A 19109-nucleotide genomic window follows, 5' to 3' on the forward strand; every position below is an offset into this window, starting at 1 on the left:
ATCACGAATGCCTTGTGACCGGCTGGTTAATGTCTCTGACGCAGGGCGACGGGCTACTGACGAGTACTCAGCCGGCCCGTCAGTTCGCAGGCGGCCGACCGCACCTCCGCGAGCAGGACGGCGAGGTCGGCCTCGGTGGTGGTGGCGTTCAGCAGGCAGGCCCGGACGGCCTCGCGGCCCGCCAGCACCGTCCCGGTGACGAAGGCCTGCCCGCCTCGCTGGACGGCCTGCGGCAGTGCCTGGTTGAGCACGTTGAGAGCCTCCTCGTCGAGCCCGGCCGGGCGGGCCCGGAACGCGACGATCGAGGTCTCCACCGGGGCCAGCAGCTCCAGCTGCGGATCGGCCTCGACCAGTTCGCCGAGCCGGCGGGCCAGCCGGGTGCAGTGCGCGATGTCGGCGGCGATGCCGTCCCGGCCGCGGTGCGCGATGGTGGCCCAGACCTTGAGCGAGCGGAACGGGCGGGTCTGCTCGGTGCCGTACTCGGAGAACCAGCCGAGCCCGCCGGCGTCCTCGTCGCGCAGGTAGGAGGGCACCAGGCTGAAGGTGGCGCGCAGCTCCTCGGCGTCGCGCACCAGCGCGCAGCCGCAGTCCACCGGCACGCCGAGCCACTTGTGCGGGTCGAGCGCGAGCGAGTCGGCGCGCTCCAGGCCCGCGTAGCGGTGCGCGATCGACGGGTCCAGCACGCCGAAGGCGCCGTACGCGCCGTCGACGTGCAGCCAGAGGTCCTGTTCGGCGCAGAGGTCGGCGATCGGCTCGAAGCGGTCCACCGCGCCGGTGTTCACCGTCCCGGCGGAGGCCACCACCAGGAACGGCAGCAGCCCGGCCGCCCGGTCCGCGGCCACCGCGGCGCGCAGCGCCTGCGGGTCGAGCCGGCCCTCGGCGTCGGTGGCGACCGTGCGCAGCTGCCGGCTGCCCAGGCCCAGCAGCTCGGCGGCCTTGCGCACGCAGGAGTGCGTCTCGCCGCTGACGTAACCGACCAGCGGGGGCAGGCCCGCCAGGCCGTCGGCCCGGACGTCGTGACCGGCCCGGCGGGCGGCCCGGCCGCGGGCGGCGGCCAGGCAGACGATGGTGGCCATCGAGGTGCCCGAGGTGAGCAGTCCGCCGCCGGGCGGGTGCGGGAAGTCCACCAGCTCGGCGATCCAGCGCACCACGGCCCGTTCCAGGTGCACGTCGGCGTGGTCGCCGCCGGCCGAGCTCGGGTTCATCGCGGCGGCGGCCAGCGTGGCCAGCACCCCGGCGGGCGCCGGGGCCGAGTTGACCCAGCCGAAGAACCGCGGATGCCCGTTGCCCATCGGCGCCGGCATCACCTCGGCGCCGATCACCGCCAGCAGCTCGGCCAGCGCGCGGCCCTCGGCGGGCAGCGGCGCCTCCAGCAGGGCCTGGCGGGCGGCCGGGTCCATCGGCTGCCAGACCGGCTTGCCGGGGACCTGTTCCAGGTAGTCGGCGACCAGGTCGGCGGTGGCGTGGGCGGCTTCGCGGAAGTACTCGGGCATGGGGTCGATCGTACGTGCGGGCAGACACGGCCTAGTCCAGGGATGCGGACAGCCCGGCGGCGGAGCGGCAGTAGCGGGCGATCTCGGTGTTGGTCAGCTTGGCGCAGAGCCGGCCGGCCGCGCCGCTGTCGGTGTAGTTGACCGTGTAGTAGCTGACCATGCCCTCGGCGCAGGCCTTGCGCTGCCAGCCGTCCGCCGCCGTGGCGCACTGCTGGCCCACCCAGTCCTCGCGGTCCAGGTTGTACTTCATGGTTCGCGAGCCGACGCCCCGGCTGCAGTCGTTGGCACCGCCGGACGCCTGCCCGGCCAGGCACCACTTCAGTGCCTGGGCGTAGACCTCGGGGTGGTTGGCGTAGTCGTGCGAGCTGAGGAAGAACGTCGGGGCGTAGAAGTAACAGGCGGACTGGAAGAGGGCCGGCTGCTCCGGGCAGGGGTAGAGCGGCTCCTGGGCGAGTTTGTCGGCGGGCAGCTGCGCCTTGGCCTTCTCGTCCTCCTCGTCCGGGCCGAAGAGCTGCATGAACAGGCCCTCGGAGCAGGTGATCCGCAGGTGGTCGCTGCCGAAGCTGTTGCACAGCGTGCGCGCGGTCGGCACGTCCTGCTTGGCGACGAACATCGTGCCGTGGCCAACTCCGTGTACGCACGGACCCCGCAACTCGGGGGCGCAGAGCTTGAGCAGGTCGGTGCCGGGGTCGGTGGAGGTGGCCAGCATCTCCTCGACCGCGCCGTGCAGGTAGCCGGCCGCGCAGGTGTCGTGCGGGAAGGAGATCACCTTGGCGAAGTCGCGGTCGTAGCGCTTGACGGCGGCGTGGCCCAGCTCGTGCGCGACCGGGTGGCAGAACCGGACGGTGTACGGGTCCTTCTTGGTGATCTTGTCCAGGTCGGCCAGGGCGACCCCGGGGTCGGTGGCCGCCATCTCGGCCATCAGCTTGTTGCGCAGCGTGCTGCGGGTCCACACCGCCGGGTCCCCGGTCGGCGAGGGGGATCCGGCCGCCGCGCCCTGGGCGGTCGTACCGGGCGCGCCGGCTCTGACGGCGGTGACGGCGGCCGGCGGGACCCACTGGGTGACGGCCACCGCGCCGAGGCCCAGAGCCCCGAGCAGGAACGCGGTGAGGATCGCGAAGGCGCGCGGGTGCATGACGGTCAGATCCCCCGGTGGGCGAAGTGGACGGACATCCCCTCATCCTGGCGTGCGGGGTGCGGAAATCCGCCATTCCGTGGGCCATCCGGGGGCGCGCCCCGGCTGTGGCAGCATGCGGGGGAGACTCTCCTACGCCTGTTTGGAGTACCGCATGGAATCGTCCGCCCCCGCCCTGAGTTTCCGCCCCGCGACCGGGAGCGACACGGACGCGCTCGTCGCGCTCGTCCAGTCCGCCTACCGCGGGGAGGCGAGCAAGGTCGGCTGGACCACCGAGGCGGACCTGCTGGACGGTCAGCGCACCGACGCGGACGCCGTCGCGGAACTGCTCGCCAGGCCGAACAGCCGGGTGCTGGTGGCCGAGCGGGCCGGTGAGCTGCTGGCCTGCTGCCAGCTGGAACGGCGTGGCGAGCGGGCGTACTTCGGGATGTTCTCGGTGCGGCCGGAGCGCCAGGGCGGCGGGCTGGGCCGGGCGGTGCTCGCGGAGGCGGAGCGCTTCGCCCGCGAGGAGTGGCAGGCCGCCGAACTGGAGATGACGGTGATCGTCCAGCGCAGCGAGCTGATCGCCTGGTATGAGCGGCGCGGGTTCCGGCGCACCGGTGTGCTCTCGCCGTTCCCCTATGGCGAGGAGCGCTTCGGCGTGCCCAAGCGGCCCGACCTGGCCTTCGAGACGCTGACCAAGGTGCTCTGAACACCTGATGTCACATTCTGCCGATCATTCGTGACAAGTGGTGACCGCCTTTATGTGTGTTTAGTCTGCATTTTGTGACCCCACTCCGCCTCCGTGCGCGCGCCGGCGTCCTCGCCTGCGCCTTGGCACTGCTCGCGATCCCCACCGTCGGCTCGGCCCCCAGCTGGTCCGCCCCACCGTCGCCCCAGGTGACCCAGGACAGGTTGACCCCCACGTCGGCGACCCCGAACACTCCGGTCACCGCGCGGCTGACGCTGCACTCGTCCGCCTGTTTCACCGCGAAGGTGGTGGGCGTGGGGGTGCGGGACGCGGCGGACCGGAACCTGGACTTCCCCGGTGGGCTGACCAATACGACGATCTGCCCGCAGGGCGTGTCGCTGACCACCGGCGCGCGGTCGTTCCCGGCGGGGACGTACCGGATCTTCGGCTTCTACCAGGACCAGGGCGGCGGCTGGCACAACCTCACCGAGCAGCGCCTGGTCGTCGGCGTGACCCCCACGCCCACGCCGACCCCGACGCCCACCCCGACTCCGACTCCGACTCCGAGGCCCACGCCGGGTCCCGCGCCCCGGGTGACGCAGGATCGGCTGGAGCCCAGCTCGGTGCCGACCGGCACCCCGTTCACCGCGCGGCTGACGCTGCACTCCTCGCTCTGCTTCACCGCGAAGGTGGTGGGCGTGGGGGTGCGGGACGCGGCGGACACCAACCTGGACTTCCCGGGCGGGCTCACCGACACGTCGATCTGCCCGCAGGGCGTCTCGCTGACCACCGGCGCCCGCACCCTCCCCGAGGGCACGTACCGGATGTTCGGTTTCTACCAGGACCAGGCCGGCGGCTGGCACAACCTGACCGAACAGACCCTGACGGTCACCGCGGCCACCCCGACCTCGCCGATCGCCGGCACCAGACTGGTGTGGTCCGACGAGTTCGACGGACCGCTCTCGGCCGCCCGGTGGAACAAGGCAACCAGCAGCGCGTACAAGTACGGCACGCACAACCCCGACGACGACAAACTCGACCGGATCGACCCGAACGGCGTCACGGTGGCGAACGGCGTGGCCACCTTCACCGCCCGGCCCAGCGTCTTCACCCTCCCGGGCGGCAGCCAGGCCTGGAGCACGGGTCTGCTGACCACCGAGAACACGGCCGAGAAGTTCATGGTCAGGACCGGCGACTACGCGGAGACCCGGGTCAAGCTGCCGGAGACGATCGGCGCCTGGCCGGCGCTGTGGACCTGGCGCGACGGCGGCAACGAGGTGGACTCCTTCGAGTACCACCCGGACAACCCGAACCTGCTGGAGCTGACCAACCACGTCATCCACGCGCAGAAGTACTGGACCGACAAGGACGCGGTCAAGCCCGGGCAGTGGGTCACCATCGGCACGCACTACGGCGCGAAGTCGGTCGGCTGGTACGTGAACGGGGTGAACGTCTTCGAGGACGGCAGGGGCGTGGGCGCGAACTGGTCGGCCTACCTGATCCTCAACCTCTCGCTCTGCTCGGGGGACTTCCACCCGGGCCCGAGCGGCACCGCGCCGGCCAGCTTCGCCGCGGACTACGTCCGCGTCTACCGCTGACCGGCGCGATCGCGTCGCTCAGGAGGTGACCTGGATCTCGAACGTCGCCGTGTCGTTGTTCGGATAGGGGTCGTTGTCGCTGCTGACGGACACCGTGCCGTGGAGGACGGTGTCCGCCGGCACGTCCGCGTCGATCCGCGCCGGGACCTGGGCGGTCGCCGTCTGCTCCACCTGCAGGCCGGCGCGGAACCTGCAGCGGACCGTCCGGTCTCCCACCACTGCGCAGCCCTTCGGGAAGAACGGCCCCTCGGGTGTGGCGCCCTCGGGCAGTGACACCGTCACGGTGAACTCGCCCGCGTCCGCCGGGCCCTTGTTGGCCACGAACCCGCGCACGACGGTCAGGCCGCCCGCGGCCACCGGGTCGGGATCGATCCGCTTGACCTTGAGATCCGTGCCCTCCGCACGGATCGTGGCGGGCGCCGCACCCAGCAGGGCGCCCGCCACGCAGCACACCGCCACCACCGTTGCCAATCTACGAACCATCGGTCCACACCTCGCACGCGCTGTGCCTGATCCTGCTCGGACACGGTCACGGTAGGAGTCGGCGGACCGGGTCCGGCCGCGCAACGCCCACCCCGCCGCCGCCCGCCCCCGGATGGCTGAGCGGTGCGGAGCGGTCAGACCCGGCTCAGTGCCGGGGTGAAGGGGCGCCCGTCCAGCGTCCAGTGCGGGTCGGGGGTGATGTCGAGCGCCGCGTAGACGTGCGCGGCGACGTCCGGGTGCCGGACGGTCCGCACGGGGGCGCCGGGCTCGATGCCGGGGCCGAAGGCGGCCACCCAGGCGGTGCGCTCCAGGGTGCTGCGCCCGCCGTGGCCGCCCTGGTCGAGGTGGCCGTGGTCGGTCACCACGATCACCGTCCACTCCTCGTCGGCGTAGCCCGGGCGCTCGCGGACGGCGGTCAGCAGACGGCCGAGCCTCTCGTCGGCGGCCTGGATCGACTGCCGGTACTCCTCGCCGCAGCCCAGGAAGTGCGCGGTCTCGTCCACCGCGCCGAGGTAGACGAAGGAGGCCTGCGGGTCGTCGTCGCCGCCCAGCACGTACACGGCCTCGGCCGTCACCCGCTCGTCGCAGACCTCCCAGGCCTGCGGGGTGTCCTCCAGCGGGGCGATGTAGGAGAGCCGGCCGGGCGCCGCGAACAGCGGGCCGCCCTGGCGGGCCAGGAAGAGCGGCTCCCAGCCGCCGGCGGCGAAGGTGCGGCGGCGGTGGACCGCGGCCAGCCGGGTGGTGAAGTCGGGGAAGACGTCCAGTCGGTTGCCGCCGAAGTGGTTGCCGAAGACGCCGTGCTTGGCCACGCTCACACCGGTGACGATGGTGGCCCAGCACGGTCCCGACATGGTCGGGGTGGCCTCGTCCACCTCGACCGGGGCGAGGAAGCCGGCGGCGGCGACCGCGTCCAGATGCGGGGTGTCCAGCTCCGGCAGGAGGTCGAGGCGGACGCCGTCGATGCCGACGACCAGGACACGGCGGGGGCCGGCGGGCCAGCTGCTGGACACGGGGGGATCCGATCTTTCGGGAGCGGGAGCTGTCGGCACCCTAGCCGGACGAGCGGGGTCCCGGGGGCGGGCCGCCCAGCCGCTTCCCGGGATTATCGGGCTCGTCGATCGAACTGTTTACCTGTCAGGGGTCAAGTGTTCGCCCGCCGGTTGCCGCCCGGCCCGCCGGGTGCTCGGGGGAGCGCCCGCCGTGGGGTCAGCGCCGGAACACCCCGGTGAGGACGCGCCACCAGGTGCGTCGGGGGCGGTGCCGCGGGGCTGACGGCGGCGTCACCGGCACCGGGGGAGCCACCGGTGCGGGGGTGGTGGCGGCGACCACCGGCTCTGGCTCCGGCTCGTGTTCGGGTTCCGGTTCCGGTTCGATCCGGGGCGTGAAGCACACCGGCAGCTCGACCAGATGCCGGGACAGCCAGGCCGAGGTCCAGGTCAACTCCTCCTCGGGAATGTCGAGTCGCAGGTCCGGCAGGCGGGTCAGCAGGATGTCGATGCCGGTCTCCGCGATGGCCCGGCCGATGTCCTGGCCGGGGCACTCGTGCGGGCCGCCGCCGAACGCCAGGTGGGAACGGTTGCCGTAGAGCGGCTTCGCCAGGTCGGGACGGACGGCCGGGTCGACGTTGCCGGCCGCGATACCGAGCAGGAGCATGTCGCCGGCCTTGATCTGCTGCCCGCCGAGTTCGGTGTCGCCGGTGGCCCAGCGGCCCGCGACCAACGACATCGGCGCGGCGTCCCAGAGGACCTGGTCCAGGGCCTCGGCGAGGGTCATGTGGCCGCCGGACAGGTGGGCGCGGAACCGCGGGTCGGTGAGGACGAGCTTCAGGGTGTCCGCGATCAGGTTGACGGTCGTCTCGTTCGCGGCCAGCAGCACCACCCGCAGGTGCTCCAGCACCTCGTCGTCGGTGAGCCCTGCCTCGTGCTGCATCAGCCACGACACGAGGTCGGCGCCGGGGGCCACGCGCTTGCGTTCCATCGTGCGGCGCAGGGTCTGGACGACGTAGTCGTTGCTCGCGATCGCCGTCTCGGTGCCCTTCATCAGGTCACGTGCCGCGGCGACCAGTTGGGGCCCGTACTCCTCGGGCATCCCGATCACCTGGGTCATCACGAGCATCGGCAGGTGCTCGGCGAACCCGGCCACCAGCTCGGCCCGGCCGGTGGACCCGAAGTCCTCGACCAGCTGGTCGGTGAACCGGGTGACGTAGCGGCGGATCCCGCGCCGGTCGAAGCGGTTCAGGCCGTCGGTGACCGCGCCGCGCAGGCGCCGGTGCTCCTCGCCGTCCGCGAAGACGCACAGCGGCTGCCAGGCGATCACCGGCATCAGCGGGGAGTCCGGGGTGACCAGGCCCTCCTGGAACGCGCTCCAGCGGCGGGAGTCCCGGGAGAACCGGGACGGGGTGCGCAGGGCGGTGAGGTTCGCGGAGTGGCCGAGAATCAGCCAGGCCGGGAGGTCGCCGTGCAGCAGCACGGGTGCCACCTCGCCGTGTTCGGCGCGGAGTTTCTCGTAGAGGCCCATCGGATCGGCCTCGGCCTCGGGACCGTAGAGCCGCCGGAGGGTATCGGTGCCGGCCCGGTGGGCAGGGCAGCCGGGGGGCGGGGTGGGGGAGTCCTCTGGGTACGGGGTGGTCACGGTATCTCCGGGGTCGGCGCGAGGCGGTCGTGAGCGGTGCTCGTGAACGGTGCTCGTGAACGGTGCTCGTGAACGGTGGTCGTGCGGCGGCGGTCACGGCACGGGCTGGGCCGAGAGGTCGTACAGGTAGCGCATCAGGGCCATCAGGACGTCCCGGCTGGATTCGCGGGTCCGGGCGTCGCACGTCACGATCGGCACCTCGGGCGGCAGGTCCAGTGCGGCCCGCAGCTCCTCGGTCGGATAACTCGGCGACTGCGGAAACGTGTTGGCCGCGACGACGAAGGGCACGCCGCGATCCTCCAGCCGCCCGATCACCTCGAAGCTGACCTCCAGCCGGCGGGTGTCGACCAGGACCACCGCACCGAGGGCGCCCTCGAACAGGCCGTTCCAGAGGAACCAGAACCGCTCCTGCCCGGGGGTGCCGAACACGTAGAGGACGAGCTCGTCGCTGATGCTGATCCGGCCGAAGTCCATCGCGACCGTGGTGGAGGTCTTGCGCTCGACCCCGGCGAGGTCGTCGACGCCGGCTCCGGCCTGCGTCATCGTCTCCTCGGTGGTCAGTGGGCGGATCTCGCTCACCGAGCCGACCAGGGTCGTCTTGCCGACGCCGAAGCCGCCCACGATCACCACCTTGACCGCCATGGCGGCCGAGGCCGGCAGCAGGTCCGCGCTCGACGGCCCCACCACCGGTTCAGAGCTTCTGAAGTCCATGAATCACCGCCTCCAACAGGGCACGGTCGGGAAGGATCGCCTGCGGGACGCAGGCGCGGGCCTCGATGAGCTCCTGGGTCAGGAGGTCGGCCAGCAGCACGGTGACCACGCTGACCGGCAGCCGCAGGTAGGCCGAGACCTCGGCCACGGACAGCGGCGAGCCGCAGATCCGCAGGATGTCCGCGTGTTCGGGCTGCAGCGCGGGAGTCGGGTCCGAGCGGGAGACGATCAGGGTGACCAGGTCGAGCATGGTCTCCCCGTTCGGACCGCTGCGGCCTCGCGTGATCACGTAGAGACGTTCGGGGTCGTCCTCTTCGCTCGGGCCCGGGTCGGCTTCGCTCATGCGACCTGCTCGCCGTTGCGTGGGGCGGTGCTGAGATGTTCGCCGATCCGGGCGACCAGGTCCCGCATCTGCTGACCCATCAGCCCGGCGTCGACACCCTCGTCGGCCAGCACCGCGAGGTAGGCCCGGGCGCCGGCCGCCATCAGGTAGAAGAAGCCGCCGCTCATCTCGATCACGACCAGCCGCATCCGGCCGTCGCCGTGCGGGAACTCGTGTCCCACCGCGGTGGCCAGGCTCTGCAGGCCGGCGCACGCGGCCGCGAGGCGGTCGGCGGTGTCGGCGTCGGCGCCGTGCTGGGCCATCCGCAGGCCGTCGGCGGAGAGCACGATGACGTGGCGGACGCACGGGACGCTCTCCGCGAGGTCCTTGAGCATCCAGTCCATGTTGGTCCGCTGGTGCATCACTGCTCGCCCTCCGCTGCCGACTCTTCGTTGGTGGGGCCGGCCGCACCGCTGGACGGTGCGTGGCCGTTCACCCCCTCGGTGAACGCGGCCAGCCACATGCCGGGCTGGACCGGTTCCTGGGTTGGGGCCGGCGTGCTGACGGGCCTGGGCGCGGCGGCGCGGGAGGGCGCGGCGTGACGGCGGCGCTGCGGCAGGCCGTTCGGCGTCCACTCGGTCACCACCGGCGCCTCGTCGTCGGCCGGTCCCGGCGCCGCGACGGTGCCCAGGGTGGCCCCGCGCAGCGGGCCCGTGGAGGAGGGCGGCACCGCCCTCGCCCCCCACGGCCGCGGTCCGCCGGCGGGCCGGCGCGCGTTGGCGATGCCGATGCCGCTGGGCCGTCCGGTGGCGGGCGCCGTGGTGATGAGCTCCTGCGGCACGATCAGCACGGCCCGCACACCGCCGTAGGCGGACGGGCGCAGCGAGACCTGGAAGCCGTAGGCCCGCGAGAGGCGGCCGACCACGGCCAGGCCGAGCCGGGGGGTCTCGCCGAGGTCGTTGAGGTCGATGCCGGCCGCCGCCTCGGCCAGCATCCGCTCGGCGCGGGCGCGGCCCTCCTCGCTCAGGCTGAGGCCGCCGTCCTCGATCTCGATCGCGATACCGGTCTGCACCTCGACGGCGGTCAGGTGCACACTCGTCTGCGGCGGGGAGTAACGGGTGGCGTTGTCCAGCAGTTCGGCGACCGCGTGGATCAGCGGTTCGACGGCGGGGCCGACCACGGCGACCTGGGAGACCGGGTGCAGTTCCACCCGCTGGTAGTCCAGGATCCGCGACATGCCACCGCGCAGCACGCTGTAGAGCCCCACCGCCCTGCTCCACTGCCGGCCGGGGCGGGCGCCGCCGAGGACGGAGATGCTGTCCGCGAGGCGGCCGACCAGCGCGTTGCCGTGGTCCAGCTTCAGGAGGTCCTCGAAGACGGCCGGGTCGTTGCCGTGCCGGTGCTCCATCTCGCGCAGGTCCTGGGCCTGCCGGTGGATGATCGCCTGCACGCGGCGGGCGATGTTGACGAAGGCTCGCTGGGTGGACTCGCGCATGCCCTCCTCGTTGTCGACGGCCTCCAGGACCGAGCGCAGCACGGACTGCCGGGTGGCCTCGAACTGCGGGTCGGTGGTGTCCTGGGGCCGGTACCCCTTCAGCACGTCCTCGATGAACTCGCCGCGCTGGAGCCGGCCGACCGCCTCGGGCACCTCCACCCTGGCCAGCCGGATCATCCCGGCGTCGCACCGGGCCAGGCGGTGGTGCAACTCGCTCTCCCGCTGGGCGTGCCGCCTGCGCAGCGCCGCCAGCGCGCGTCCCCGGCGCGCCGCCTCGGCGGCCACCACGGCCACCGCCGCGGTGCCCACCGCGCCGAACCAGACGACTCCCGCACGGGCGTCGCCGGGGGCGACCGACGCGGCGACGACGGCGACGGCCGCCGTCACGACCGTGGGCAGGAGCCACGCCAGAACGGGAGCGGAGCGCTGACCTCCGGGTGACGATCCAGCACGAAGCATCAGCATCCTCAAACGATCAAAAGAGTACGGAGACGGGTGGGACCAGCGGGTGCGGGCCGCGTCCGGGGCGGGGCTGTCAGGACAGTGCTGACAGGGCCTCAAAAGCCCTTCCGCACAGCCGATTCGGCGCCTCGCACCCCGCCGGTCGGGGTGGTGCTGGCACCAGCATTGCCCGCCTCGGGCCGGTCGTATCGACGTCCGGGCCCAGTTCGCTCATGAGAGGGGAATAACCGAGAAACTGCCCCGCGACGGCGAGAGTTGGTGATAGGTCACCCTCGCGGTCATGTACGACGCCCCCCTGCCCGTCTGTGGGCAGGGGGGCGCCGGGTGTTCCCGGCAGGCTGTTCAGCGGCTCACCAGCGCGTCGAGGACGGCTACGGCGACGGTGTCGGCCTGGTCGCGGATCTCCGGGACGGCGGTGGTCTCCAGCAGGTTGCCGCGGCGCAGCGGGCCCAGCGTCCACAGCGGAGCGGCCGGGCCGCCCGGGCCGGGGACCAGGCGCCCGGCGTCGACGGTGTCCAGGCCCAGGCCGCACGGTCCGGGCCGCGCGGTGCCGGAGGCGATCAGGTCCGCCACCAGCGGGTCATCGGGCCGGCGGAAGTCGGCCTGCGAGCCGGTGCAGTTGACGACCGCGCCGACCTCCAGGGCGGTGCCGTCCACGAGTTCGACCTTGAGGCCCGCGGCGGTCGGCACCACCCGGGCGACCTCGCCGCGCCCGGTCCGCAGCCGGTCGGCGGCCCGGGCGCGGTCCAGGGCGGCCACCGTGCGCGGCGGGATGCGGTGGCGGTGCACCTCCCAGTGCCGCAGGTCCCTGGCCAGGAAGCGGGCCCGTTCGGCCAGGTCGAGGCGCTGCCAGAGGGCGGCGGTGACCGGTCGCAGGCTGTCCACGCCCGGCCGCCAGTCGCCGTGCAGGCGCAGGGCGGTGCCGATCTGGCGCAGCGCCGTCGCCCGCGGGTCGCCCGAGTCGTCGAGCAAGGGCGGTGCGAGCACCGGGAGTTCGCCGGTGGCGTGCGGTTGTGGGAGCAGGCCGTGGCGGGACACCGCGTGCATCACGCGGCCGGGGCGGTCCAGGGTCAGCGCGGCGTCGACCATGGTCAGGCCGGTGCCCACCAGCAGCACGTCGGCGTCCTCGGGGATCGCGGCGAGCGCCCCGGGTGCCCACGGGTCGGCCACGAAGTACGGCGAGTCGCGCAGCTCCGGCGGCGCCCAGCCCAGCGTGGGAGGGAGGTTGCCGAGCGCGAGCACCGCGGCGTCGGCCCGCACCGCGGCCTCGCCGGGCAGCCGCAGCGCGACCGCGCGCGGCTCGGCCGTCAGCCCCAGGACCCGCTCGCGCAGGTGGTGCAGCCGGACGCCGCCGCCCGGCTCCGCCGCGCGCTCCAACACGTCGGCCAGGTAACGGCGGTAGAGCCGGCGCGGCAGGAAGTCGCCGAAGCCGGGGTCGGTGGCCTGCTGCGCCGTCGCCCAGCGCAGGAAGTGCCCGGGGTCCTCGGCGTACGCGCTCATCCGGCCGGCCGGCACGTTGAGCAGATGGCGCGGGTCCTCGGTGCCGTAGGCGACGCCGCGGCCCGCGTCGGCCGGGTCGATCAGCCGTACGTCCAGGGGCAGTCGGCGCTCCCGGGCGCGCTGGAGCAGCCGGGCCGCGGTCAGCGTTCCGGAGGCCCCGGCGCCGATCACCGCGACCTGGTGGGTCGGCTGCGCCTCTTGGCTGCCGGTCATCTTCTACACCTCTCAGTACGGGTTGGTCGGGGGCGTGCCGGCAGGTGCGGCACGGGTGGGATCAGGCCGGATCAGGTGCTGACAGGGGCTGATGGCCCGGTGGCCGCGCACTACAGTGAGCTGTTCGGGAGTTACTCAAAGGGGGCTGCGGTGATCCGGATTCTCGGGCCGGTGTGCATCGAGGCGGCGGGGGTCGAGCGGGCCCCGACGTCGGTGATGGTCCGCGGTGCGCTGGTGGCGCTGAGCCTGGATCCGGGGACCGGTATGTCGCAGTCCCGCCTGCTCGAACTGCTCTGGGACGAACCGCCGGCCTCCGCGAACGCCAACCTGCGGCAGTACGTGAGCCGGTTGCGCAGGGAACTGCAGGTGGCGGGCCGCGGAGTGCTCTCCGGGCGGCGCGCCGGCCGACTGGGCGTCAGCTATCAACTCGATGCTCCTGACTGCGAGGTGGACCACCGCCTGTTCGCCGATCTGGTGCGCACCGGGCGCCGGCTGCTCGACACCGGCTACTCCGTCGAGAGCGAGCGGGTGTTAGGCCGGGCGCTGGCGCTGTGGCGAGGACCGGCCGGCGTCGACGCGGCGGGTTCCGTACGGCTGCGCCGCCACCTCGCCGCGTTCGACGCACTCTGGCTGCACTGCCGCGAGGACCTCGCCGAGGCCGCCCTCTACGCGGGACCGTGCGCGCAGGCCGTGGTGCGGGCGCGCTCGATCATCGCCGACCACCCGCTGCGCGAGCGGCCGTGGGCGGTGCTGATGGCCGCCCACCACGGCGACGGCGATCTCTCCGAGGCGCTGGCCGCCTACCAGGAGTTCCGCCGGCTGCTGCGGGCCGAACTGGGCGTCGAGCCGTCGCGGAACCTGGCCTCGCTGCAGTCGGCGGTGCTCAACCGCAGCGCGATCGCGGTGCAGTCGCTGCTCGGGGCGATCAGGACCGCCGACCTGCACGGGTCGGGCGGTGGCCCGGTCGGGGCCAGGTCCGTCACGACGGTGTGACGGCACGGACACGGGCACGGCGCTGGCCTCACTTCGTCGGAATCGGCGAAGTCGAGAAAAGCCGCCGGGGGATCTCCCTGTCAACCCTGTCGAACCGTGGCCGACGCGGGACCGGAGCGGGTCTGCGGGTATTTCCCGAGGTCGGCGGGCAATGCCCCGCGTGGGCGCCGACCTGCTGGTATGCGGCCCATATGCGGACCGTATGCGGAACGGGAAAAAGCGGCGCCGGGAATTAGCGAGGGTGTTTTCCCGGCGGCCCGGATTCTCAGACGGTCGACAGCACCGCGGTACTCGCCAGTTTGTCGGCGAAGGTCTGTCGCTTGGCGTCCCGAAGTGGCCAGAACCAGCCGACGAAACAGGACAGTGTGTCGAGCAGGTGGGCGAGGTCGCGCAGGAAGGCGCGCAGCACGCCGACCTCCGGGGAGCCGTCCGAGCGGACCATCGTGGTGTCCATCAGGTGCTTGCCCCAGCTCTGGCCCGTCCGGCCCGCCAGGTACCAGCGGTTGTACGCCAGCAGGCTCAGCGACACCGCGCCCATGCCGACCTGGAGGGCGACGTTCCCCGGGTCGAACACGCCGGCGATGATGTTCGGCGCGCCGCAGGCCAGGATGTCGATCATGTGGGACACCACCCGCACCGACCAGTGGGCGTAGGTCAACGCTCTCTCCTCGCGTGCGCCGGTCCTTGTCTCCAGGGTGGCCGCGGGAGGCGGGCGTGCAACCGCTGGTGCGCCGAGTGGCGGCGCGGGCGCCGGTGTGGTGGCACATCGGCGGCGCCAACACGCCGACGTGCGGGGGAGGGTCCTGAGTGGGGCGCGTCTGGTCGGGTAAGTGTTGAGCACAGCAGGGGCCGCCGAGGTCCCCGAGCCGTGAGGGGTGAGGTCATGTCCGACTACGCCGCGGAGTTCGTCGCCGAGTCGCTGGACCCGGAGGATCTGGAGGCCGAGACCCCGGTCGGCGAGGCCGTTCCGGCACTCGACGAGCTTCCGCTGGCCGCTGCCGCCGACGTCGCGGACGCGGTCGAGCAGAGCCGCGAGGTCCCGGTCGACGAGGACGAGTACCGCTGACCCGCATCGGCGCGGGACCCCGCGAGGGGTCCCGCGCTCTCGCTGCGGCTCAGACCCGCAGCGAGACCGGGTACTCCCGCAGCCAGCCGTCGAGGCCGAGCAGCACCTCGGCACTGGAGCGTGCCCGCTGCGGGTCGCTGCCCGGGGCGATCGCCGTCGACAGGGCGGCCTGGTTGATCAGTCCCTGCGAGGGCGCCTTGAGGTCGGAGGCCAGCGCCGTCAGCTCGGTGTGCAGGGCGAGCGGGTAGCCCGGGTCCTGGGTGCTCGGGTACGGGCTCTTCACCCGCTCGACGATCTCGGTCGGCAGCACGTCGCGGGTGGCCGCGCGCAGCAGGCTCTTCTCCCGGCCGTCGAAGGTCTTCATCGCCCACGGTGTGTTGAACACGTACTGGACGAGCCGGTGGTCGCAGAACGGCACCCGGACCTCCAGGCCGCTGGCCATGCTCATCCGGTCCTTGCGGTCCAGCAGCAGGTTCACGAACCGGGTGAGGTGCAGGTAGCAGATCTCCCGCATCCGGCGTTCCAGTGGGTCGGCGGCGGGCAGGTGCGGGACCTCGGCGATCGCGCTGCGGTAGCTGTCCGCGATGTAGGCCTCCAGGTCGAGGCGGCTCAGCAGGTCCGGGTCGAGCAGGCCCTCGCGCGGCGCGACGCCCGTCCCGGCCAGCTGCTCGGCCGCGGCCCGCCAGGGGAAGGTGTCGGCGTTGACCGCGGCCGGCTGGTGGAACCAGGGGTAGCCGCCGAACACCTCGTCCGCCGACTCGCCCGACAGGGCGACCGTCGAGTGCCGGCGGATCTCGCGGAACAGCAGGAAGAGCGAGGTGTCCATGTCGCCGAAGCCGGACGGCAGGTCGCGGGCGTGCAGCACGGCGTTGCGGTTGGCCGGGTCGGCCAGTGCGGCGACGTCGAGCACGATGTCGCTGTGGTCGGCGCCGACGTGCCGGGCCAGCAGATGGGCGAACGGGCCGTCCGGCGTGGCACGCAGCGCGTCCGGCTGGAAGTTCTCCAGCTGCCCGGCGAAGTCGACCGAGAACGAGCGCACCGGCCCGGTGCCCGACGCGGCCAGGCCGCGGGCGGCCAGCGCGGTGATCGCGCTGGAGTCCAGGCCGCCGGAGAGCAGCGAGCAGAGCGGCACGTCCGATATCAGCTGGCGGCGCACGATGTCGTCCAGCAGGTCGCGGACCGTGCCGATGGTGGTGTCCAGGTCGTCCGTGTGCTCCTGGGCTTCCAGCGACCAGTAGCGGTGCACGGTCAGGCCCTGGCGGCGGACCCGCACGAAGTGTCCGGGGCGGACCTCCTTCATGCCCTGGTACACCGCGTGCTCGGGCGTCTTGACGAGCGAGAGCAGCTCGCGCAGCCCGTCCAGGCCGACCACCGGGTCGACGGTCGGGTGGGCCAGGATCGCCTTGGGCTCCGAACCGAAGAGCACACCATCGGCGGTCGGGTAGTAGTACAGGGGCTTGACGCCCATCCGGTCGCGGACCAGCAGCAGTTCCTCGCTGCGGTTGTCCCAGATCGCGAAGGCGAACATCCCGTTCAGTCGCTCGACGAAGCCGCTGCCCCACTGGAGGTAGGCGCGCAGCACCACCTCGGTGTCGCTGCGGGTGCGGAAGCGGTGGCCGTGGCTCTCCAGCTCGGCCTTCAGCTCCAGGTGGTTGTAGACCTCACCGCTGTAGGTGAGCGAGGCGAGCAGGCGTCCGTCCTCCTCGACGGTCATCGGCTGCACGCCGCCCTCGACGTCGATCACCGCCAGTCGCCGGTGGCCTAACGCGGCGCGCGGTGTGAGGTGGACGCCGCCCGCGTCGGGGCCGCGGCAGATCATGGTCGCGGTCATGGCGTCCATGGCCTGCTGCTGAGTCGTGAGGTCGTGGTCGAACGCCACCCAGCCGGTGATCCCGCACATCTCTTGCAGACTCCCTAGGTTGGCCGCCCCGACGGGGGCAGGCGGCAGTGGCAGCCCTGCGGTACGAGTGGGAGCAGGGCCGTCCGCTGCATCGATCCGTGTGCAGATGGTCACGCTACGCCTCGTGAACGGCATGTGCATGAGGTTCCGTCAATTCGCTCAGGCTCGAACAGTCCCACTGGTTGCTACCGGCGGGTAATCTGGCGCTCCGCCCCCGAAATCGACCGGAAGCAGGCCGCCTTGTCCCTCCGTCGCCTCTCCCCGTACGCGCTGGCCGCCCTGCTCGGAGCAGCCGGTGCCGCGCACTTCCGCAAGCCGAAGATGTTCGACGAGCTGGTCCCCGGATGGCTGCCGGGGGAGGCACGCGACTGGACCCGGGCCAGTGGTGTGGCCGAGCTGGCGTTGGCCGCCGCCGTCGCGGTCCCCGCCACCCGCCGGGTCGGCGCCCTGGCCGGCGCGGGGTTCTTCGTCGCGGTGTTTCCCGCCAACGTCAAGATGGCGCTCGACTGGCGCGATCGCGGTCCGCGTGAGAAGGCCCTCGCCTACGGCCGGCTGCCGCTCCAGGTGCCGCTGGTGCTCTGGTCGCTCGGGGTCGCCAAGCGCTCGAAGGTGCGCCGACAGGCGTAACTTGGAGGTGACATCCGTCCCTGGATGTGACAGCCGTCGCGCACCCGTCGCCCGCCATCCGGCCCGCACGCCGCGCGCCCGTCCGGTCCACGACCACTGAACCGCTTGGTGGAGGCCGCAATGAAACTGCAGAACGAACTCCCCGTCGACCACCGGCTCGCCCAGGTCTACCGCTTCGGCGCCGGTCTCGGAGGCCTGTTGCTGCTGATCTGGGGCTGCTTCGGCCTGGCCGGTGAGGCGGGCTTCCTGGACACCACCGGCAACAACCTCGCCGGTCTGTCCAGCAACGGCGCGCTCGGCGTGCTGTCCATCGTGTTCGGCGCCGTTCTGATGATCGGTGCGGTGATCGGCGGCAACACCGCCTCCTGGATCAACATGTCCGTGGGAGCGATCTTCTTCGTGGCCGGTTTCGTCGGCCTGGCGGCGCTCGGCAGCAGCTGGAACCACCTGGCCTTCCGGATGGCCAACGTGCTCTTCAGCTTCGTCTTCGGGCTGATGATCGCCACCTTCGGGATGTACGGCAGGGTCAGCGGCCACCTGCCGCACGACAATCCCTACTGGCAGCATCGGCACACCGACCCGCACGAGGAGGAGACCGCCATCCAGGGCCGCTGGCACGTGCCGGCGTTCAAGACGGCGCTGCGCCCGACCGTGCGGCACTGATCCGCCCGTCCGTCCGTATTGCGTCCGTCCGTTTTTCGTAAGGCGTGTGCGGGCCCGCACACCGCCCCGGCCCTCGTAGGGTGCCCGTGGAGCGTGCAGAACCGCCCTCCACGGGCACCCAGCGAAGGGCTTCGTCATGACCGCCGCCGAGACCGATTCCGAGACCGCCGCCGTGGTCGCCCCCGTCGCCGAGATCGGGGTGATCGGCGGCTCGGGCCTCTACGAGCTGCTGGACGACGTCACCGAGGTCACCGTCGGCACGCCGTACGGGCCGCCCAGCGACGCGCTCTTCGTGGGCGCCATCGGCGGCCGATCGGTGGCCTTCCTGCCCCGGCACGGGCGCGGCCACCGGATCCCCCCGCACCGGATCAACTACCGGGCCAACCTCTGGGCGTTGCACGCGCTCGGGGTGCGCCAGGTGGTCGCCCCCTGCGCGGTGGGCGGACTGCGGGCGGAGTTCGGGCCGGGCACGCTGCTGGTCCCCGACCAGTTCGTGGACCGCACCTCGGGCCGGGAGCAGACCTTCTACGACGGCGTCGCGCTGCCCGGCGGCCACGTGCCCGAGGTCCTGCACGTCTCGGCCGCCGATCCGTACTGCCCGGCCGGGCGGGCCGCCGCGCTGGCCGCCGCCCGCGCGCAGGCCTGGGAGCCGGTGGACGGCGGGACGCTCGTGGTGATCGACGGCCCGCGGTTCTCCACCCGCGCAGAGTCGCGCTGGTTCTCCTCCAACGGCTGGTCGGTGGTCGGCATGACCGGCCATCCGGAGGCCGTGCTGGCCCGCGAGTTGGGGATCTGCTACAGCTCCCTCGCCCTGGTCACGGACCTGGACGCGGGCGTCGAGTCGGGCGAGGGCGTCACCCACGCGGAGGTGCTGGCCGTCTTCGCCCGCAACGTCGACCGGCTGCGCACCGTGCTGTTCCAGGCCGTCGAGAATCTGCCGGCCACCCGTGACTGCGTCTGCTCGCACGCCCTGGACGGCGCCGTGACGGGCCTGCCGGGCGTGCCGTCCGCCTGAGGCGCGGGCCGTCAGCAGGTCGGCCGGTAGGCCGGGCGAGACCGAGCGGATGCGACCGGCGCAGCGGCCGCACAGCGGCAGCCGTCCTCGCCTGGTCCGATCGGATGGTGGCCGCGGGCCCACCGGCGCGCC

General features: G+C 72.8%; 19 protein-coding genes. 7 read left to right on the forward strand and 12 right to left on the reverse strand.

From position 1 onward, the window contains the following. Positions 1-53: 53 nt before the first annotated feature. Together BS80_RS26900 and BS80_RS26905 are read right to left on the reverse strand one after the other, a co-directional pair. Complete coding sequence (locus tag BS80_RS26900; RefSeq protein ID WP_051967241.1) at positions 54-1493, reverse strand: pyridoxal phosphate-dependent decarboxylase family protein; 1440 nt, start codon at positions 1491-1493, stop codon at positions 54-56. A 31-nt stretch (positions 1494-1524) separates the two neighbouring features. Beyond that, positions 1525-2628, reverse strand: a complete 1104-nt coding sequence (locus BS80_RS26905) for a hypothetical protein (RefSeq protein ID WP_035803013.1) — start codon at positions 2626-2628, stop codon at positions 1525-1527. A 154-nt stretch (positions 2629-2782) separates the two neighbouring features. Here BS80_RS26905 and BS80_RS26910 point away from each other — a divergent pair, with 154 nt between their 5' ends. Both BS80_RS26910 and BS80_RS43905 read left to right on the forward strand, forming a co-directional pair. Continuing rightward, on the forward strand, positions 2783-3319 hold the full coding sequence (locus BS80_RS26910; RefSeq protein ID WP_035803015.1) for a GNAT family N-acetyltransferase: 537 nt from the start codon (positions 2783-2785) through the stop codon (positions 3317-3319). 74 nt (positions 3320-3393) lie between these two features. Continuing rightward, positions 3394-4896 (forward strand): glycoside hydrolase family 16 protein, encoded by a 1503-nt coding sequence (locus BS80_RS43905; protein WP_332262199.1) that lies wholly within the window; start codon positions 3394-3396, stop codon positions 4894-4896. Between the two features lie 18 nt (positions 4897-4914). Here the strand turns inward: BS80_RS43905 and BS80_RS26920 are convergent, their stop codons facing one another. From BS80_RS26920 to BS80_RS26955, 8 genes are all read right to left on the reverse strand, one after another. Next, positions 4915-5379, reverse strand: a complete 465-nt coding sequence (locus BS80_RS26920) for a COG1361 family protein (protein ID WP_157536627.1) — start codon at positions 5377-5379, stop codon at positions 4915-4917. Positions 5380-5513: 134 nt separating this feature from the next. After that, positions 5514-6389, reverse strand: a complete 876-nt coding sequence (locus BS80_RS26925; RefSeq protein ID WP_035803019.1) for an alkaline phosphatase family protein — start codon at positions 6387-6389, stop codon at positions 5514-5516. Positions 6390-6585: 196 nt separating this feature from the next. Further along, positions 6586-8010, reverse strand: a complete 1425-nt coding sequence (locus BS80_RS26930) for a cytochrome P450 (protein WP_035803020.1) — start codon at positions 8008-8010, stop codon at positions 6586-6588. 93 nt (positions 8011-8103) lie between these two features. Further along, positions 8104-8721, reverse strand: coding sequence for a GTP-binding protein (locus BS80_RS26935; RefSeq protein ID WP_035803022.1), 618 nt, complete (start codon positions 8719-8721; stop codon positions 8104-8106). After that, complete coding sequence (locus BS80_RS26940) at positions 8702-9064, reverse strand: DUF742 domain-containing protein (RefSeq protein WP_035803024.1); 363 nt, start codon at positions 9062-9064, stop codon at positions 8702-8704. The genes BS80_RS26935 and BS80_RS26940 overlap by 20 nt, the downstream gene beginning before the upstream one ends. Continuing rightward, entirely contained in the window at positions 9061-9465 is a 405-nt protein-coding gene (locus BS80_RS26945) for a roadblock/LC7 domain-containing protein (protein WP_198045658.1), read from the reverse strand. Before BS80_RS26945 ends, BS80_RS26940 begins: the two co-directional genes overlap by 4 nt. Then, the gene (locus BS80_RS26950) at positions 9465-10997 is read right to left on the reverse strand and encodes an ATP-binding protein (protein WP_157536690.1); all 1533 of its coding nucleotides are present in this window, start codon (positions 10995-10997) and stop codon (positions 9465-9467) included. Before BS80_RS26950 ends, BS80_RS26945 begins: the two co-directional genes overlap by 1 nt. A gap of 345 nt (positions 10998-11342) precedes the next feature. Continuing rightward, entirely contained in the window at positions 11343-12713 is a 1371-nt protein-coding gene (locus tag BS80_RS26955) for an FAD/NAD(P)-binding protein (protein ID WP_035803030.1), read from the reverse strand. A gap of 150 nt (positions 12714-12863) precedes the next feature. Here BS80_RS26955 and BS80_RS38085 point away from each other — a divergent pair, with 150 nt between their 5' ends. After that, positions 12864-13706, forward strand: a complete 843-nt coding sequence (locus BS80_RS38085) for an AfsR/SARP family transcriptional regulator (RefSeq protein ID WP_157536628.1) — start codon at positions 12864-12866, stop codon at positions 13704-13706. 265 nt (positions 13707-13971) lie between these two features. Here the strand turns inward: BS80_RS38085 and BS80_RS26965 are convergent, their stop codons facing one another. Further along, positions 13972-14364, reverse strand: coding sequence for an RDD family protein (locus tag BS80_RS26965; RefSeq protein WP_051967244.1), 393 nt, complete (start codon positions 14362-14364; stop codon positions 13972-13974). Between the two features lie 225 nt (positions 14365-14589). Here BS80_RS26965 and BS80_RS26970 point away from each other — a divergent pair, with 225 nt between their 5' ends. Beyond that, a complete protein-coding gene (locus BS80_RS26970; protein ID WP_035803032.1) occupies positions 14590-14772 on the forward strand; it encodes a hypothetical protein in 183 nt (60 codons plus the stop codon). A 49-nt stretch (positions 14773-14821) separates the two neighbouring features. On the opposite strand, the gene asnB is transcribed toward BS80_RS26970, so the two are convergent. Continuing rightward, a complete protein-coding gene (gene asnB, locus BS80_RS26975; protein WP_035803034.1) occupies positions 14822-16672 on the reverse strand; it encodes an asparagine synthase (glutamine-hydrolyzing) in 1851 nt (616 codons plus the stop codon). Between the two features lie 240 nt (positions 16673-16912). Between asnB and BS80_RS26980 the strand changes: the two genes are divergently transcribed. The 3 genes from BS80_RS26980 to BS80_RS26990 all read left to right on the forward strand — a co-directional run bounded on the left by BS80_RS26980 (position 16913) and on the right by BS80_RS26990 (position 18977). Further along, positions 16913-17299: a DoxX family protein gene (locus tag BS80_RS26980; protein ID WP_035803036.1), complete on the forward strand. Its 387-nt coding sequence runs from the start codon at positions 16913-16915 to the stop codon at positions 17297-17299. Between the two features lie 120 nt (positions 17300-17419). Beyond that, the gene (locus BS80_RS26985; protein ID WP_051967245.1) at positions 17420-17962 is read left to right on the forward strand and encodes a DUF4383 domain-containing protein; all 543 of its coding nucleotides are present in this window, start codon (positions 17420-17422) and stop codon (positions 17960-17962) included. 136 nt (positions 17963-18098) lie between these two features. Continuing rightward, the gene (locus BS80_RS26990) at positions 18099-18977 is read left to right on the forward strand and encodes an S-methyl-5'-thioadenosine phosphorylase (protein ID WP_051967246.1); all 879 of its coding nucleotides are present in this window, start codon (positions 18099-18101) and stop codon (positions 18975-18977) included. Positions 18978-19109 lie beyond the last annotated feature (132 nt).

Origin of the sequence: Kitasatospora mediocidica KCTC 9733, assembly GCF_000744225.1 — a bacterium.
GTDB lineage: Bacteria > Actinomycetota > Actinomycetes > Streptomycetales > Streptomycetaceae > Kitasatospora > Kitasatospora mediocidica.